Below are 16205 nucleotides of genomic sequence, written 5' to 3' on the forward strand. Positions count from 1 at the left end.
CCCCAGTGGCGGCCCTTTTACGTTGGAGACAGGTGTTGGATCTTAGAGCAATTCTCATGGGGCTGGCCTTTGCGGTCATGTGGTCAAGTGCCTTCACGTCGGCGCGTATTATTGTTGAGCACGCTTCGCCAATTTGGGCGCTGTCTTTCCGGTTTCTGATCTCCGGTTTACTTGGCGTTCTGATTGCGCGGGTGATGGGCCAAAGCTGGCGGCTGACACGCGGGCAGTGGCGGGCGACGATCGTCTTCGGGCTCTGCCAGAACGCGGTTTACCTCGGGCTCAACTTTGTGGCGATGCAAAAGATAGAAGCCTCGCTTGCGGCTATTGTCGCATCAACGATGCCGCTGCTGGTCGCGGTCGCCGGCTGGGCCTTTTTCAGCGAGAAAATCAAACCGCTGGGTTTGCTCGGCCTGATCGCAGGGGTGATTGGTGTGAGCATAATCATGGGGTCACGTTTTGGCGGTGGCATAGACATGTTTAGCTTTGCTCTGTTGGTTGTTGGCGTTCTCGCATTGACGCTGGCGACGCTGGTTCTGCGTGGGGCAACCTCGGGCGGCAACTTCATGATGGTCGTTGGCTTGCAAATGCTCGTGGGGTCGGCCGCATTGTTCGCAGCAGCAGTTTTGCTCGAAACTCCGCGTGTCGATATGAACTTCGAGTTGATCGCGGCCTTTGCCTACACCACGCTCGTGCCCGGCCTCGCAGCGACGCTCGTGTGGTTCTTTCTGGTTGATCGCATTGGTGCTGTTCGGGCTGCGACGTTTCACTTTCTCAACCCGTTCGTCGGTGTTCTTATCGCGGCGTTGGTTCTCGGAGAAAAGCTGGGTTGGCTCGATGTTTTCGGTGTTGCGATTATCGCGTTCGGAATTCTTGCCGTGCAGCTTTCGAAACAATCACCCACATCATCGTGAAGTTGCGTTAACCAGAGTTTTGGTGACAAGACCATTCGCGCTCGCATAAGTCATAAGCATGGAATTTATCTTGGCATATGCGGCGGGACTACTCACGCTGATCAACCCTTGTGTGTTGCCCGTCTTGCCCGTGGTGCTTGCCGGAGCTTTGGGGGCAAACCCGAAAGGGCCTGTAGCTTTGGCCGCCGGCATGAGCACATCTTTCGTGTTGCTCGGTGTGTTTGTCACGGCTTTTGGCCGCGCCTTGGGGCTTACCGAGCAATCTGTTGCTCAGGGCGGCGCTGTCTTGATGATCGCCTTCGGGCTGCTGCTGTTGGTGCCGCGTATGGGCGCTGTTTTTGCGGGGGCCACAGCGGGTATGTCGGCGCGGGCTGATGCGCAGATGAACGAGCTCAACCAAAGTTCGCTTATGGGCCAGTATGCTGGCGGCTTGCTGCTCGGTGCAGTCTGGAGCCCTTGTATCGGCCCGACACTTGGCGGTGCGATCGCACTGGCTAGCCAAGGAGAGAGCCTTGGCCGCGCGACTGCGATTATGGTGTTTTTTGCACTTGGCGTTTCTACACTGATCCTGGCGCTTGGATACGGCACGCGAGCTTGGCTGATGCGCAACCGCGAGCGCATGCAGCGTGTTGCTTTGGCGGCGCGGCCAGCTATGGGCGCTGTGTTTGTCGCAGTCGGGCTGGCGCTGTTGTTTAACTTGCATCACATGGTCGAAGCTTGGGCAGTCAATGCGTTGCCGGCTTGGCTTATCGACTTTTCTGTTTCGATTTAACCTCTGGAGAGATCTTATGAACCGACGTCAATTTTGCCTTACGGGTCTTGCCGCGCTGGCGCTTCCGAACCTGAGCTTTGCAGCCCAGATGAACTACAAAGAAGGGCTTGTTGAGAAGCACCTTGCCAAAGGCGATGTTGTGTTTCTTGATTTCAAAGCAAGCTGGTGCACCACCTGTGCCGCGCAGGAGCGGGTGATCAACAGCCTCAAGCAATCCAACCCCGATTACGACAAGAAGATCACCTTCATTGATGTAGATTGGGACGAGCACGGCAAGGGGATGTTGGTCAACGAACACAATATTCCGCGCCGCTCGACATTGGTTGTCCTGAAAGGCGGCGAGGAGCTTGGGCGCATCGTTGCGGGCACGGGCAAAGCCGAGATCAAAGCGCTTATGGATCTTGCCTTGGCCGCGTCATAGGAGCGCGAGCATCAACACACTGAGGGTAATAAACGAAGCCGCAGTTGCCAGCATCTGTGCGATCGAGGCCATGCCCTCATGCCCGAGTTCGCTTGCGAACAGCCCGTAGATTGTAAACATCGGCACAGCAGCAGACAAAACAACAGCAATCGCCAACTCGCTGTTGAGCGGAGCAAGGCCGAGGAGCGACACTACGAGAAGTGCGAGCATCGTCATCACTGGATGCAGCAAGAGCTTGCCCCCTGCTGTAAGTGTTGCCATCGCCCGGTTGCCCTTGAAGGGCAGGCCAACCAGAGCTCCGCCGATAGAAAACAGCGCGAGCGCTGAAGCCGAGGCCGCGAAAATGCCGACAGTTCGAGTCATCGGTTCGGGCATCGGCAGTCGGAGCAGCGACGCAAGGAGGCCAAGGATCAGCGCAATGACCATCGGGCGACGCAACACACCGAGAGCGATATGGCCGATCAACGTGAGCAGGCTTGTCCGGCGGCCGGCCTTGGACAGCTCGAACAAGACAAGGCTGGCAGGAATGATAAAGAAGTTCTCGACCAGCATATTGAGCGCGAGAATTTGCCCCGCGAACTCCGGGAACGTCAGCAACATGAGTGGATAGCCGATAAAACTCGAGTTGGGGCATGTCGCGCCCATCACTCCTACAGCACGGCGAGAGGAGGAGGTGCCGAGCAGGCTGAACACGGAAAAGCAGGCTATAATGGTGAGCAGTGCGCCGAGCGCGTACACGGCCATATAGGTGACGTTGAAGACGTCGCTTACATCGCGGGTTGCAACTGCGTTGAAGAGCAACGCTGGCAGAGCGAGATTGAGCACGAAGCTGCCAAAGAGACGCATATCAGAGGGCTTGAACAACCCGCCGCGCACAGTGAAATACCCTAGCGCGACCGCCGCAAAGATCGGCAAGGTAATGGAAAGGATCGCAAGCACTAGCCGATCGTGCCGCGCGTGTCTCCGACAGATCCACCGACCTGCCCGCGGTGCAGGAGGATGTGGTCAAGCACTACACAGGCCATCATCGCCTCGCCAACGGGCACTGCGCGGATTCCGACGCAGGGATCGTGACGGCCTTTGGTGACGACTTCGGTTGCACTTCCGTCGATGCGGATCGAGGCGCGTGGTGTAAGGATAGACGATGTTGGCTTGACGGCGAACCGCACCACAACGTCTTGGCCTGTTGAGATGCCGCCCAAGATACCACCTGCGTGGTTCGAGCTGTAGGTCGGCTTGCCGTCATTGCCCATAAAAATCTCGTCGGCGTTGTCGGTTCCTTTGAGGCGTGCAGCGGCCATGCCTTCGCCGATTTCGACACCTTTGACAGCGTTGATGCTCATCATTGCAGCGGCAAGATCAGTGTCTAACTTGGCATAGACCGGCGCACCAAGCCCCGCGGGAAGGCCACGGGCAACAACTTCAATTTCGCCGCCGACGGAGTTTTTGTCTTTACGCACGGCAGTTAGATAGTCTTCCCAGATCGCAGCGGTGGCGGCGTCTTGAGGGATCCAGAACGGGTTTTGCTCGATGGCGTCCCAGTCAAATTTGCTGCGATCAATAGCTTTGTCGCCCATGCGTGTCATGTACCCGATGATTTGCACATCAGGCGCAAGGGCCTTGAGCGCAGCACGGGCCACGCCACCAGCCGCAACACGCGCGGCAGTTTCGCGCGCTGAAGAGCGCCCGCCGCCGCGATAGTCGCGCAGGCCGTATTTCTGGTGATAGGTAATGTCGGCATGACCGGGGCGGAAAGTCTGGCTGATTTCGCCATAATCTTTTGAGCGCTGATCGGTGTTTTCGATCATCAGCTGAATGGGCGTGCCAGTGGTGACGCCCTCAAAGACGCCAGAGAGGATGCGAACTTGATCGGCTTCCTGGCGCTGGGTGGTGTTTTTGTTTTGGCCGGGGCGGCGCTTGTCGAGCCAGACTTGCAGCGCCTCTTCAGAGAGCGGCACACCCGGAGGGCAGCCGTCAACCGTGGCGCCAAGGGCGGGGCCGTGGCTTTCACCCCATGTGGTGACGCGAAACAGGTGTCCGAAAGTGTTCATGCTCATGAGGCGGCTCCTTTATGCTTGGTTTATTTCGAATTGCGCTTGCGCGCAATCCGACTCATGGGGGACCAGTCCCCCAAACCCCCTAGGATATTTTTGCCAAGAAAAAGAGGGCTTGTCGGCGCAGGTGATGCTGCGTAGGTTGGCGATACCTCGGGGGGCTCTTTGGAGCTGAGATGCGAAAGCGGACCCGTTGAACCTGAACCGGTTAAGACCGGCGGAGGGAAGGTCGGGAAATTCATCCTGCTTACTCCGCCCGTCGCATTTTAAGGAGGATGATATGAAGCATCTTGCATATGCTACGGGAGTTTTTGCAACGCTTGCTGGAGCGAGCTTTGCCGAAACCCCAGAACTCACAGTTTATACCTATGACAGTTTTGTTTCGGAGTGGGGGCCCGGCCCGAAAGTCGAAGCGGCTTTTGAAGCGCAGTGCGGCTGTGATTTGAAGTTTGTCAGCGCTGGAGACGGGGCAGCGTTGTTATCACGTATCCGGCTTGAAGGGGCGCGCAGCGAAGCGGATGTTGTGCTTGGGCTCGATACCAACCTGACAGCGGCGGCTGCCGAGAGCGGCTTGTTTGCACCGCATGGTGTGACCGCAGAGTTTGATCTGCCTGTCGCATGGGACGATGACGTGTTTCTGCCTTACGATTGGGGCTATTTTGCTTTCGTCCACAACAAGAGTTTTGACGCCCCTAGCAGCTTCATGGCTTTGGCAGAGAGTGATGTGAAAATCCTCATCCAGGACCCGCGGTCATCGACACCGGGGCTTGGTTTGTTGATGTGGGTTAAGGCGGCTTACGGTGATAAAAGTGCAGCCGTGTGGGAAGGCCTTGCTGATAACATCGTGACCGTTTCTAAAGGTTGGTCAGAGGCTTACGGGTTGTTCCTTGAAGGCGAGGCCGACATGGTTTTGTCTTACACCACGTCGCCAGCTTATCATTTGATCGCGGAAGATGACGCAAGCAAAACCACAGCGAAGTTTGAGGAAGGCCATTACTTGCAAGTAGAAGTGGCTGGCAAATTGGCGAGCAGCGATCAACCCGAGTTGGCTGATGCATTTCTGAAGTTTATGCTTTCGGACGGGTTTCAGGAGGTTATCCCGACAACCAACTGGATGTATCCTGCAGTTACGCCTGATGCGGGTTTGGCTGAAGGGTTTGCGGGCATGATGAAACCTGAAAGAACGTTGCTGTTGTCGGCCAAGGAGGCCGCTGATGTGCGTGCTGGAGCATTGGAAGAATGGCGCGCCGCGTTGTCTCAGTAAGTAACGGGGCAGGCGCTGTTTCTGCTACGCTTGTGGGCGTGTTGGTGCTCGTGCCGATTGCCGTGATTTTGGCGCAGGTTGGCTGGCCAAAAAACCTCGCTTCTGCCGACTGGGCTGCGCTTCGCTTTACGGTGTTGCAAGCTGTTATGTCAGCGGTGCTAAGTGCTGTGTTGGCGGTTCCTGTGGCGCGGGCGCTGGCGCGGCGGCGGTTTATCGGGCGGGGCGCCTTTGTATTGCTAATGGGCGCTCCGTTTATTTTACCCGTGATCGTCGCGGTTCTTGGCTTACTGGCCGTCTTTGGGCGGGCGGGATTTCTCAATACCTTGTTGGGAAACATGGGCCTGCCACCTGTCAATATCTACGGGCTTCACGGTGTTGTTTTGGCGCATGTTTTCTTTAACTTGCCGCTTGCGGTGCGCTTGTTGCTACAAGGCTGGGAGGCCATTCCTCCCGAGCGGTTTCGTCTTGCAACGGCCTTGGGGATGCGCCCTGTTGATGTCATGCGGTTCCTTGAATGGCCGATGCTTCGAGAGCGTTTGCCTGGCGTATTGCTGGTGGTTTTTCTGATCTGCCTGAGCAGCTTTGCCGTCGCTTTGACACTGGGGGGCGGGCCGGGAGCGACGACGTTGGAACTGGCGATCTATGAGGCGTTCCGGCTTGAGTTTGACCTCGCTCGTGCAGCGGGGCTTGCTTTGGTGCAACTCGCTCTGGTGGTTGCGGTTGGTCTGTTTGCCTTGCGGCTTGGAAAGGTGGCCGAGTTCGGGGCGGGGCTGGCAAAACGTGATGTGTTATGGAGGCCTGAATCGATTTGGCTTAAGGCGCAGGATTTGCTTGTTCTGGGCCTCGCAGCGGGGTTTGTCGGGCTGCCGTTGCTGGCGGTTATCTTGAAGGGAATTCCGAGTTTTCTAGACCTACCATCCTCAGTGTTTACAGCGGCTTACACTTCGGTTTTTGTCGCGTTTTGCTCAATGGTGCTTTGCCTCTTGGCGGCATTTTCATTGGCCTCTGCGCGTCGTGGTTGGGCTGAGGTTATCGGGCTTTTGGGCCTCGCAATTTCACCATTGGTCCTGGGGGTGGGTTTGTTCCTGATGATCAACCCGTTTCTCAACCCGTCTGCGCTCTCTTTGCCTGTTACGGTGCTGGTCAACGCCTTGTTAGCATTGCCTTTTGCGCTGCGCGTTCTGGCACCGGAGTATGCCCGTGTCGAACGGGATTATGGCAAGCTTGCAGACGGTTTGGGCCTGCAGGGGCTTGCGCGGTTCAGGCTGCTTTTATGGCCTCAAATGCGCGCCTCTCTTGGCTTCGCAGCGGGGCTGGCGGCAGCGCTTTCTATGGGTGATCTAGGTGTTATTGCGCTGTTCGCTGACAGTGAGCAAGCGACGTTGCCTTTGCAGATTTATCGCTTGATGGGAGCCTACCGGATGGATGCTGCTGCGGGGGCGGCTTTACTGTTGTTGGGGCTCAGTTACGGGCTGTTTGCGCTGCTGGATTGGGGAGGACGAAAGGGTGCTTGAACTCGACAAAATACTTGTGCGGCAAGGGGCGTTTTCTTTGGCGGCGGACTGCAAGATTGAGGCTGCGAAACGGCTGGTTATCACCGGCCCTTCGGGGGCAGGGAAGTCGACTTTACTATCTGTAATTGCAGGGTTTTTCGCCCCCTCAAAGGGGCGGATACTGTGGCAGGAACGTGAGATAACACAGGCGACACCAAGCGAGCGGCCTGTGGCGATGCTGTTTCAGGACGGCAACTTGTTTCCGCACCTGACAGTCTGGCAAAATGCAGCGCTTGGGTTGCGGCCTTCTTTGAAGCTGAACCAAGACGAAAAAGCCCGCGTAAAAGCAGCTTTGGAGCGGGTGGAACTGGCGGAATTTGCGCAAAGAAAGCCAGGAGATTTGTCGGGGGGACAACAGAGTCGCGTGGCGCTGGCGCGGGTTTTGTTGCAAGACAAGCCTTTGATATTACTTGATGAACCCTTTGCCGCGCTTGGGCCGGCACTGAGGCAGCAAATGCTGGCATTGGTGGATGAAATCGCCGCAGAACGGGGTGCGGGTGTGCTGATGGTTAGCCACGATCCGCAGGACGCCAAGAGCTTTGCAGATCAGGTGATCTTGGTGGCTGACGGGCAGGTGCATGCACCGCGCGAAACCGCCGAGATTTTCGCCAATCCTCCGGCAGCGCTGGTGGCCTATTTAGGCGAGAGTTAAGCAAGCAACGCATGGTCGGGTTAATGCGCCGGAGAAGGGCGAAACCGCCCCTGCACAATGCGTGCATACCACAGTGCATAAACACATGCATAATGCGTGCAGACAGTTTTGCGGCCAAAACGTTAACGCCAATTAACTTAACGCAGCGTGCGCAGGCGCTCGTTACTGGCGCTCGCCCGTTATGGCCGCGCGTCGATAATGCGCGAGGCGACGCCGATGATCTCGGCTTCACGCCCGACGAGGGTTTCGGCGAGAGACTCAGCCAGAGACGAAACGCTTTCATCGCGGGGGCGGCGCATGCCGAACAGGGGTGTCTTTGACAGGATCGCCACGATCTCGGATTTGCCGTAGCTTTCGGAATCAACCTGAATGGCGAGGCGTGTGGCGTCTTCTTGCAGCGCGGCTATGGGCCACAAAACCCGAACACGCCGCACACCGTTTTCGACCACTCCCAAGGTGTCGACCATATGCTCGGTCTGGTTGATGTTGGGCAAGATGTTAAAAACTTTGCCGGTGTTGTCGACGACCATCACCCAAAGAGAGGCGCCTGTGATCGTCGCGGGCAGCTGCACGTCAACAACCGGGTTTTCGCCAGTGCGGAAAATGCCTGTCATCACCGCGTCGCCTGTTGCAGCGCGGCCCAGCCAGACAGAAACCGCACCTGAGGATGTTGGCGGCATTACAGAACGGATTGCGCAGAGATCGGAGTTGAGGATCGTGGTTTCGACCCGCAATGCGCGCTCTCCGATCAGCGGCGTGAGGGCCTGCTGCAAGGTCTCGATGTCACTGCGCGCCGACATATCGCCCGTGATGGTGACAGGATCAAACATGCCGTAGGCGCCATTTTCGGCACCGAGAAGCGACAGCGCGCCGCATGTGGCGTGCTCAGCCAGAGCGGCCTCAAGCACGTCGGTTCCGAGCATTTCGGGCCCGGCCAGAATACTGCTTTGCAGCTGCATTTCGCTGCGCGCGGCCCAGTCGCGCATGGTGCTGTTCATGGCGTTGCGCGTGCTCGTGTCGGGGGCAAGCGCCATCAACTCAACAGAGGTGTCTGTGACATCAAGTTGCCATTCCTCCAGCGGCTGAAGAAGCGTCATCAGTTCGGTGACGCGCGCGGGCCAAGCGGGGTCTGGTAGGCCGGTGGCGAGCGTGAGCGCACCTTCCGGCGGCTGCGAGCCTGTGCTTCCGACAAAGGCCGCGCGCAGCAGAGCGGCGCTTTCGGTATCGGGAGCATGGCCTGAAAACGTGCTGCCGGTTGGCCCGTTTCCTGCGGCAAGGCTATAGGGGCTGGCAACGGGAAGGGGCGGGGTAAACAAGCTGTCGAGCGCACCGGAAAAGAAAACGCCAGCACCGATGACAACAGCAGCCAGCACGGCCAGCAGGCCTTTGTTTCCACTGCTTTTACCACTGCGCTTTTTGGGGCTGCCGGTGCCTTTGCTGTTGTGGGTGTCTGGCTTGAGCCAGCGGTCAAGTTGCGCCTGTGCTTCAAGGGCTGTTGACGGGCGCTGTGCTGGGTCGGGGGCGCTGAGAAGCAGTATCAGGTCTGACAGGGGTGCTTTGATGCCGGAGACATCAAGCGGCTCTTTCTTGTAACGAACAACTTCACCCGGGTTGCTACCGACATCGGGCACATCACGCCGTGCGACGGCCAGAAGGGAGGCCCCGAGCGCGTAGAGATCGGTTCGGAAATCGGCGTGGCCATCAAGCTGTTCGGGCGCGGCATATTCATACTTACCAGCAAAGTTATTGCCGACAATGGTGCGCGCGCCCGTTGCGGTGTCTTTGGCGATACCGAAGTCGATGATCGTTGCACGCTCGGCCTTGCCGTCACGCAGGATGATGTTGTCAGGCGAGAGATCGCGGTGAATGATCCCTTGAGCGTGGGTCGCGTCAAGGCCGGCCAGAACGCGGTGCGCGACGATCAGCAGCTCTTGGTCGCTGACGCGGCGCTCAAACATCAGATCACTCAGCGGCGTGCCTTCGATATAGTCCATGACCAGAAAGACATGCCCGTCATCGGTGCGCGAGCACTCGGAGTAGCGCACCACCGCGTCATGCATGATATTGCGCATTTGCTCTTCGCGCTTCATCAACTCCAAGTAGTCTGAGTTGCCCGAAAACTGGGCATTAAGCGCTTTGATTGCGGATTGTCGCCCAATTATTTGGTTGATAGCAAGATAGACTTCACCGGTGCCGCCGCGCCCGAGAATGCCTTTGATCTCGTAGGTATTGTTGAGGACTTGGCCGGTCTGAAAGATGTCAGAGGGCATAGGGTCTTTCATATGGATGCTCCTCTCAATTCCGAGAAATGTTCAAAAGTGTCGATTCAAATCAGATTTGAGTCTACCATAGCGTGTGAGTCCTTTTTGACCAAATCTTGAGTTCTTTTTTTTAACACTGGAATTTGCACCGGAATTTTAACGGAGGATGCCCTGATATGGCTGCACGCGGATCTAATGAAACCATCAAGCGTAAGGAGCTGGTCGGCAAGTTAAACCCGACTTGCCTGAAGAGCTTTTCTGAGGCGGCACAGGCCGCGAAGCGACGCGGCAACCCTTATGTGGAGCTGGTGCATTTCATCACCACGCTTGCAGATACCGACGGATCTGACCTTTCGATTTTGATGGATGCGGCCGGTGTTGACCGGCATGTTTTTGACGGTGACATACTGAAGGCCACAGATGCGCTGCCGCATGGGGCCGGCTCGGTTGAGGAGTTTTCCGATCACATTTTTCGGGCTATTCAGGAAGCGTGGAACTACGCAACTTTCGAGTTCGGTGACGACACGGTGCGCTCGGCTTATGTGATTCTCGCGGCGCTGAATGTGCCGGTGCTGGAAGGGTTGCTGTTCAAGATCAGTTTGGAGTTTGACAAGTTTGATGTCGGTGCGATGGCGTCAGACCTTGATAACCTGCTGGCGGAGTCAATCGAGCGCAGTGGTGATGCTGCCACCGAGGCGCCGAGTGCGAAGAAGGCTCCGGGCGGCAAGTCAGCCTTGGCGCTTTATGCGACGAACCTGACAGAGCGGGCGCGCGACGGAAAGATGGACCCAGTTGTCGGGCGTGATCCCGAGATTCGCCAGATCGTTGATATCCTGATGCGGCGCAAGCAGAACAACCCGATCCTGACGGGAGAGGCCGGTGTCGGCAAGACGGCGGTTGTTGAAGGATTTGCACAACGTTTGGCCAAGGGCGACGTGCCGCCGCAGTTGCGCAATGTTGAGTTGCAGATGCTTGATATCGGTTTGATGCAAGCGGGTGCCAGTGTGAAGGGCGAGTTCGAGAAACGCCTGAAGGCGGTGATAGAGGAGGTGCAGTCAAGTGACGTGCCGATCATCCTGTTCATCGACGAGGCGCATACGCTTATTGGCGCAGGCGGTTCGGCGGGCACGGGCGACGCGGCGAACCTGCTCAAGCCGGCCCTTGCGCGCGGTGAGTTGCGCACTGTCGCGGCGACGACATGGGCGGAATACAAGCAGCATATCGAGCCTGATCCGGCCCTGACGCGGCGCTTTCAAGTCGTCAAGATTGACGAGCCTGACGAGGCCAAAGCCATTTTGATGTGCCGCGGTGTTGCGGGCGTTTTGGAAAAGCACCATCAGGTTGAGCTGCTGGATGAGGCGATCGAGGCAGCGGTGAAGCTGTCACACCGGTATATCCCCAGCCGTCAGTTGCCCGACAAGGCGATTAGCCTTCTGGACACCGCCTGCGCGCGGGTTGCGGTAAGCCAGCACGCGACGCCAGCCGAAGTGGAAGACGCCCAGCGGCGGCTGGATGCTCTGGAGATCGAACAGGGGATCATCGAGCGCGAAGAAGCGATTGGTATCGAGGTTGGCGAGCGCAAGGAGGTTGTCGAAGCTTCACTGGCAGAGGCGAACGCGGCCTTTGATGCGGCCAACATACGCTGGGACGCCGAGAAGGAGATTGTCACCGAAATCCTTGATCTGCGGGGCCAGTTGCGCGGCTTGGGCGCGGCTGTCGATGAGACAGGTGATCTGGGCGATGCCGACGACGAGATGATGGAGGAAGTTGCCGAGAGCCACGAGTCTGACAGTGAAGAGGATGCGCCGCCGTTTGACCGCGCTGAAGCACTGGCCACGCTCAAGGAGCGCATGGTTGAACTGGCGACGGCACAGGGAGAAACCCCGCTGATTTTGCCCTCGGTTGACCGCTTGGCTGTTGGCTCTGTTGTGCAGGACTGGACGGGCATACCCATGGGCCGGATGCTGGCCAGCCAGACGGAGCGCGCGCTGTCGCTTGCGGCAACATTGGCGGAGCGGGTTGTCGGGCAAGACCACGCTATGGAGATGATAGCCAACCGCATTCAGACCTCTGCGGCAGGGTTGAAGCCGCCAGAAAAGCCTGTTGGTGTTTTCATGCTGTGCGGCCCGTCGGGCGTCGGCAAAACAGAAACTGCTCTGGCATTGGCCGAGATGATGTATGGAGGTGAGGACAACCTTATTTCCATCAACATGAGCGAGTTTCAGGAGGCGCATACCGTCTCGACGCTGAAAGGCGCACCGCCCGGATATGTGGGCTACGGCAAAGGCGGCATTCTGACTGAAGCTGTGCGGCGGCGGCCCTACTCTGTGGTGCTGCTGGATGAGGTCGAGAAGGCCCACCCCGATGTCCACGAGATTTTCTTTCAGGTGTTTGACAAGGGCATGATGGACGACAGCGAGGGCCGGCGGATTGATTTCAAGAACACGCTGATTTTGCTGACATCAAATGTCGGCTCTGACGAGATCATGGCGATGACGGCAGATGGCACCAAGGCTGCCGACCCTGAGGAGCTGAACGCGGCTTTGCGCGCGCCATTGCTTGATGTCTTTCCTGCGGCCTTGCTGGGCCGTGTGGTGACCATTCCCTATTTGCCGCTTGGTGATGCGATGATCGAGGCGATCTCGACACACAAGCTGCGCAGTCTCGCCAAACGGCTGGGTGAGGGTTACGGTGCCGAGCTGGTTATCGGAGAGGGCGCGATGCAGGTGATCAAAGACCGTTGCACCGAGATCGAAAGTGGCGGGCGGATGATTGACGCGATCTTAACCAACACCCTGATGCCGGAGCTCAGTCGTCGCATTTTGAACTACCGCCTTGATGGCCGTGAGCTGGCCAAGGTGACAGTGACAGGCAGTGAACAGGGTTTTGAATACAGCTTCGAGTGAGATGTTATGAAGGTTTTTAACCGCCCGGGATATTTGCACCAACACACCATGGGCATGGATGTGGAAGGGCGCGAGCACTTTGTTGTGGTGATCAAGGGCAGCTTTGACTTTCCTGCGCGCAGTGGTGCGGTGGCCGAGGCATCTGCCACGCATGTTCCGCTGGTTGCCGCGGATGAAGCAACGGGGGAGCCGGGCTTTAGTGCGACACGCTGGGAGACCGACTTCGCCTTTCGCAAACCGATGTGTGACGTCGTGGTGCAAGGTGCGGCCTACGCTCCGGAGGGGCGCCGCGCCGAACGGGTGCAAGTTGGTTTGCGGGTTGGTGGATGGCAGAAGAGCTTTCACGTCGTCGGCCAGCGAGAGTGGCGAGTGATGGGCCCCTCGGTGCGCGCGACTGACCCCTATCCCTTCGAGCGGCAGGAGTTTGGGTATGACACCGCGTTTGGCGGCGTTGACCGGCTCAACCCTGACGACCCGACCCCCCCAGCTTTTATGTCGAACCCGCATGGGCTTGGCTTTGCATCATTTCGCAATCAGGCCAAGCTTTCGGGCCAGCCTTTGCCATTAACCGAGGAAGTCGGTGCGCCAGTGACGTCACCCTATGAAGACTACCGCCCAATGGCGCTGGGGCCGATCTGGCGCGGCAGGGAAGACAGGCTGCGCTATGGCGGGACATATGATCAGGACTGGCAGGACAATGTGTTCCCGTTTCTGCCGAGCGACTTTGACGAGCGCTATTATCAGCAGGTGGGCGAAGACCAGCAGATAGCCAAGCCCGAACGCTCGCTGGATGTTGTGCTGCTGAACCTCACCCCTTCAGGCCGCGAGGCGTTTCGCCTGCCTGATCCGGCGCTGCCGGTGCGACTGTTTCGGGAGTGGGAGACAGCCTGCAACGAGGTGATTTACCCCGATACGCTGATCTTTGACACCGAGGCGCGGCAACTCTCGATGACATGGCGGGTGGATGTGCCGATCAAGCGGTCTGTCACGGAGTTTACCGAATGCTGGATCGGACGGCCACGCGGCGGCCTGATACGGGCCAAGGAAGCGGGCAAGTCATATATGTCATTGGCGGCAAGCGAATGAGCACCTGCGTTAACATTATCAAGGCAGGCATGGTGACGGCTGTCGGGCTGAACGGGGCCGCCACTGCTGCGGCGATGCGGGCCAGTGTGGATGGCTTTCAGGAGACCCAGTTTATGACGCCCGGTGGTGACTGGTTGCTTGGTGCGCCGGTTTCGTTGCCGCGCGACTGGGTTGGTGAAAAGCGTTTGGCGCATCTGGCGGCTGGCGCCATCGTTGACGCACTGCAAGGGCAGGAGGCTGCACTGGCTGACTTGCAGATTGTGCTCTGCCTTGCAGAGACCACGCGCCCGGGCCGTCCGGTGCGCAATGTTGATCGGTTTGGTCAGCGGGTTCTCGAGCACTCGGGCTTGCCAGCAACGACCAAGCTGCATGTCGTCACGCATGGCCGGCCATCCGGCTTGGTTGCACTGGAGCGGGTGCGCCGGATGTTTGCACGCGGCGAGGCCGAGCACGCGCTGATTGTGGGTGCTGACAACCTGCTGAGCGGCCCGACGATTGCGCATTATCTGGGGGTGCAGCGTTTGCTCACGGCTGATGTCGCAAACGGGTTTATCCCCGGTGAAGCGGCAGGGGCTGTTTTGTGCAAGTCCGGCCCGCCACAACACTTTGCGCTGACGGGGCTTGCCCTCGCACGCGAGGAGGCGTTTTTATACAACCCCGACGACAAGCCCCTGCGCGCCGATGGGCTGACGCAGGCCTACCGTGACGCTATGACAGACGCCGGGCTGACCGACTTTGGCGAAGTCGATTTTCGCATTTGCGACCTGACGGGAGAGTCCTATTTCTTCAAGCAGAGCGCCTTGGCGATGCAGCGCACAATGCGCCTTCATCGCGATCCGCAGGATATCTGGACGCCCGGCGATTGCATCGGTAATGTTGGTGCGGCCATTGTGCCGCTGATGATCGGCTGGGGCCTGACGGCGTTTGAGCGCGGATACATTCCGGGAGATGTTCTGATGGTTGAAGCGACGGGCGACGACGGAGCTTGCGGCGCGGCTATCCTGCAATCAGTGATACGCGAAAGGGCGGCGGCATGACGGTGTTTGCAAACAAGCTTGAAGTGTCGTGCAAGAAGCAGGCCAACAAGATTTTGGCGGCATTCCCCGATGTTTGCATGACCCCGCCGGAATGCCCGGCAACCCCTCCGGGCGTGCCAGTTCCCTATCCGAACTTTGGCTTGGATGACGACACCGACAAAGGCACCAGCACTGTCAAGATCGGCGGTGAGACCGTTAACCAGAAGAACAAATCATACTTCACCAAGACCACCGGAGACGAAGCCGGAGCAGCCGCTAAAAAAGGCGTGGTCAGCTCCAAGAACACCGGCAAAAGCTACAGTCAGGCGTTCTCGATGAACGTGAAAGCGCAGGGCAAAAACCTGACGCGGTTCTCGGATATTTCAACAAACAACCACGGCTCGCCGCCGAATGTGGTGCCTTGGCCGAAGATTGGCAATCCGAACCCTCCAGAGGCCGGCAACCCTTGTGCTGACGATATCAAGCGAGTTCAGCGCGAGTGCAAAGACAAGGATGCTGTCGAGGCTTCTTGCGAAGCGGCAGGCTTAGGCAAATCAGTGTCGGAACGCTACCCGGATACAGCCAAAGATAGTCTTACCCATGTTTCGTCGGCGACCTCGCCGATGCCCTCTGCTGCTGTTCCGAAGGCGGACGCGAACTTTTCTGGAAGCACTGTAAAAACCAACAAGGCAGTGCAAGAGATGAGCAACAAGGCGCAACTTGATCCTTGTTTGGCAGCCCTGGTTTGCAAGCTGCCAAAATACGATGAAGAATGTCATTGCAAGGGCCAGACGGGGCATCACCTCGTTCCGGATTCCAGTTTTGTAACAACGGTCGCCAAGGCGAAAAAGACACTAGAGATCATGGACAAGGACGGTGCCCAGATCAATTATAGTAAAGCTAAGGCCCCTGTGATCTGTGCCGAGGGTAGCGGCCATTCGATTGGCTCCCACGGTTTGATGCATACGGAAATGAAGGGATGGGCGCAGGCGTCGCCAAGTCCGACAACACCAACGCCTTTCGGATTTGTAGGGGGCGGCGGCGCTAGCTTACCCGCTGCTCCCTATTCGGAAGTGCGCGAAAAAGCGATCGAGTCGGTTGCTGTCGTTTTTCCATTATCTTCATGTGATCCCGCATGTTTGAGGGCCCAGCTTGACTATCATCACATCAACGATCTGGGCTTGAAGCCTGATGAACCCATACATGTCAGCGCTCCGGGGCAGGGTAGCGAAGCAGCACAAATCTTCTCGGGCGTGCGGAGCTTGATGCTGAAGTGGAACCAGCGCGGTTAGGCTGAAAGGAGCCAAGT

The 16205-nt window shown here is 58.0% G+C and carries 13 protein-coding genes and 1 riboswitch; of the genes, 10 read left to right on the plus strand and 3 right to left on the minus strand.

Annotated elements, in window-relative coordinates:
- The first annotated feature begins 35 nt into the window (after window positions 1–35).
- Genes KO498_RS01845 through KO498_RS01855 form a run of 3 tightly spaced genes read left to right on the plus strand, consistent with a single transcriptional unit; the run spans window position 36 to window position 2104 of the window.
- On the plus strand, window positions 36–911 hold the full coding sequence (locus KO498_RS01845) for a DMT family transporter (protein WP_215958167.1): 876 nt from the start codon (window positions 36–38) through the stop codon (window positions 909–911).
- Between the two features lie 58 nt (window positions 912–969).
- Window positions 970–1683 carry a cytochrome c biogenesis CcdA family protein gene (locus KO498_RS01850; protein WP_215958168.1) on the plus strand — a complete coding sequence of 238 codons (714 nt, stop codon included), beginning with the start codon at window positions 970–972 and terminating at the stop codon, window positions 1681–1683.
- 16 nt (window positions 1684–1699) lie between these two features.
- Window positions 1700–2104, plus strand: coding sequence for a thioredoxin family protein (locus tag KO498_RS01855; RefSeq protein ID WP_215958169.1), 405 nt, complete (start codon window positions 1700–1702; stop codon window positions 2102–2104).
- Here the strand turns inward: KO498_RS01855 and KO498_RS01860 are convergent.
- Window positions 2099–3043, minus strand: coding sequence for an AEC family transporter (locus KO498_RS01860; protein ID WP_215958170.1), 945 nt, complete (start codon window positions 3041–3043; stop codon window positions 2099–2101). The two genes, KO498_RS01855 and KO498_RS01860, sit on opposite strands and share 6 nt — an antisense overlap.
- Complete coding sequence (aroC, locus tag KO498_RS01865; RefSeq protein WP_215958171.1) at window positions 3043–4161, minus strand: chorismate synthase; 1119 nt, start codon at window positions 4159–4161, stop codon at window positions 3043–3045. Before aroC ends, KO498_RS01860 begins: the two co-directional genes overlap by 1 nt.
- A 141-nt stretch (window positions 4162–4302) precedes the next feature.
- Window positions 4303–4401, plus strand: a riboswitch (TPP riboswitch).
- 37 nt (window positions 4402–4438) lie between these two features.
- Between aroC and thiB the strand changes: the two genes are divergently transcribed.
- Genes thiB through thiQ form a run of 3 tightly spaced genes read left to right on the plus strand, consistent with a single transcriptional unit; the run spans window position 4439 to window position 7627 of the window.
- Window positions 4439–5422 (plus strand): thiamine ABC transporter substrate binding subunit, encoded by a 984-nt coding sequence (gene thiB / locus KO498_RS01870; RefSeq protein WP_215958172.1) that lies wholly within the window; start codon window positions 4439–4441, stop codon window positions 5420–5422.
- Window positions 5398–6936, plus strand: coding sequence for a thiamine/thiamine pyrophosphate ABC transporter permease ThiP (locus tag KO498_RS01875; protein ID WP_215958173.1), 1539 nt, complete (start codon window positions 5398–5400; stop codon window positions 6934–6936). The genes thiB and KO498_RS01875 overlap by 25 nt, the downstream gene beginning before the upstream one ends.
- Window positions 6929–7627, plus strand: a complete 699-nt coding sequence (thiQ, locus tag KO498_RS01880) for a thiamine ABC transporter ATP-binding protein (protein WP_215958174.1) — start codon at window positions 6929–6931, stop codon at window positions 7625–7627. The genes KO498_RS01875 and thiQ overlap by 8 nt, the downstream gene beginning before the upstream one ends.
- A gap of 179 nt (window positions 7628–7806) precedes the next feature.
- Here the strand turns inward: thiQ and KO498_RS01885 are convergent, their stop codons facing one another.
- Window positions 7807–9909: a serine/threonine-protein kinase gene (locus tag KO498_RS01885; protein ID WP_215958175.1), complete on the minus strand. Its 2103-nt coding sequence runs from the start codon at window positions 9907–9909 to the stop codon at window positions 7807–7809.
- A 155-nt stretch (window positions 9910–10064) separates the two neighbouring features.
- On the opposite strand from KO498_RS01885, the gene tssH reads away from it, so the two are divergent.
- The 4 genes from tssH to KO498_RS01905 are packed head-to-tail and all read left to right on the plus strand — an operon-like array spanning window position 10065 to window position 16188.
- Window positions 10065–12794 carry a type VI secretion system ATPase TssH gene (gene tssH, locus KO498_RS01890; protein ID WP_215958176.1) on the plus strand — a complete coding sequence of 910 codons (2730 nt, stop codon included), beginning with the start codon at window positions 10065–10067 and terminating at the stop codon, window positions 12792–12794.
- Window positions 12795–12800: 6 nt separating this feature from the next.
- Complete coding sequence (locus KO498_RS01895) at window positions 12801–13880, plus strand: DUF2169 family type VI secretion system accessory protein (protein ID WP_215958177.1); 1080 nt, start codon at window positions 12801–12803, stop codon at window positions 13878–13880.
- The gene (locus KO498_RS01900; protein ID WP_215958178.1) at window positions 13796–14917 is read left to right on the plus strand and encodes a 3-oxoacyl-ACP synthase; all 1122 of its coding nucleotides are present in this window, start codon (window positions 13796–13798) and stop codon (window positions 14915–14917) included. Before KO498_RS01895 ends, KO498_RS01900 begins: the two co-directional genes overlap by 85 nt.
- Complete coding sequence (locus KO498_RS01905) at window positions 14914–16188, plus strand: PAAR-like domain-containing protein (RefSeq protein WP_215958179.1); 1275 nt, start codon at window positions 14914–14916, stop codon at window positions 16186–16188. The genes KO498_RS01900 and KO498_RS01905 overlap by 4 nt, the downstream gene beginning before the upstream one ends.
- The last annotated feature ends 17 nt before the right edge of the window (window positions 16189–16205 follow it).

Origin of the sequence: Lentibacter algarum (genome assembly GCF_018860975.1) — a bacterium.
Lineage (GTDB): Bacteria > Pseudomonadota > Alphaproteobacteria > Rhodobacterales > Rhodobacteraceae > Lentibacter > Lentibacter algarum_A.

Coding starts and splice junctions, on each gene's coding strand:
- KO498_RS01850 (WP_215958168.1), top strand. CDS start 970: ATGGAATTTATCTTGGCATATGCGGCGGGACTACTCACGCTGATCAAC.
- KO498_RS01855 (WP_215958169.1), top strand. CDS start 1,700: ATGAACCGACGTCAATTTTGCCTTACGGGTCTTGCCGCGCTGGCGCTT.
- aroC (WP_215958171.1), bottom strand. CDS start 4,161: ATGAGCATGAACACTTTCGGACACCTGTTTCGCGTCACCACATGGGGT.
- thiB (WP_215958172.1), top strand. CDS start 4,439: ATGAAGCATCTTGCATATGCTACGGGAGTTTTTGCAACGCTTGCTGGA.
- KO498_RS01875 (WP_215958173.1), top strand. CDS start 5,398: ATGGCGCGCCGCGTTGTCTCAGTAAGTAACGGGGCAGGCGCTGTTTCT.
- KO498_RS01885 (WP_215958175.1), bottom strand. CDS start 9,909: ATGAAAGACCCTATGCCCTCTGACATCTTTCAGACCGGCCAAGTCCTC.
- tssH (WP_215958176.1), top strand. CDS start 10,065: ATGGCTGCACGCGGATCTAATGAAACCATCAAGCGTAAGGAGCTGGTC.
- KO498_RS01895 (WP_215958177.1), top strand. CDS start 12,801: ATGAAGGTTTTTAACCGCCCGGGATATTTGCACCAACACACCATGGGC.
- KO498_RS01900 (WP_215958178.1), top strand. CDS start 13,796: ATGCTGGATCGGACGGCCACGCGGCGGCCTGATACGGGCCAAGGAAGC.
- KO498_RS01905 (WP_215958179.1), top strand. CDS start 14,914: ATGACGGTGTTTGCAAACAAGCTTGAAGTGTCGTGCAAGAAGCAGGCC.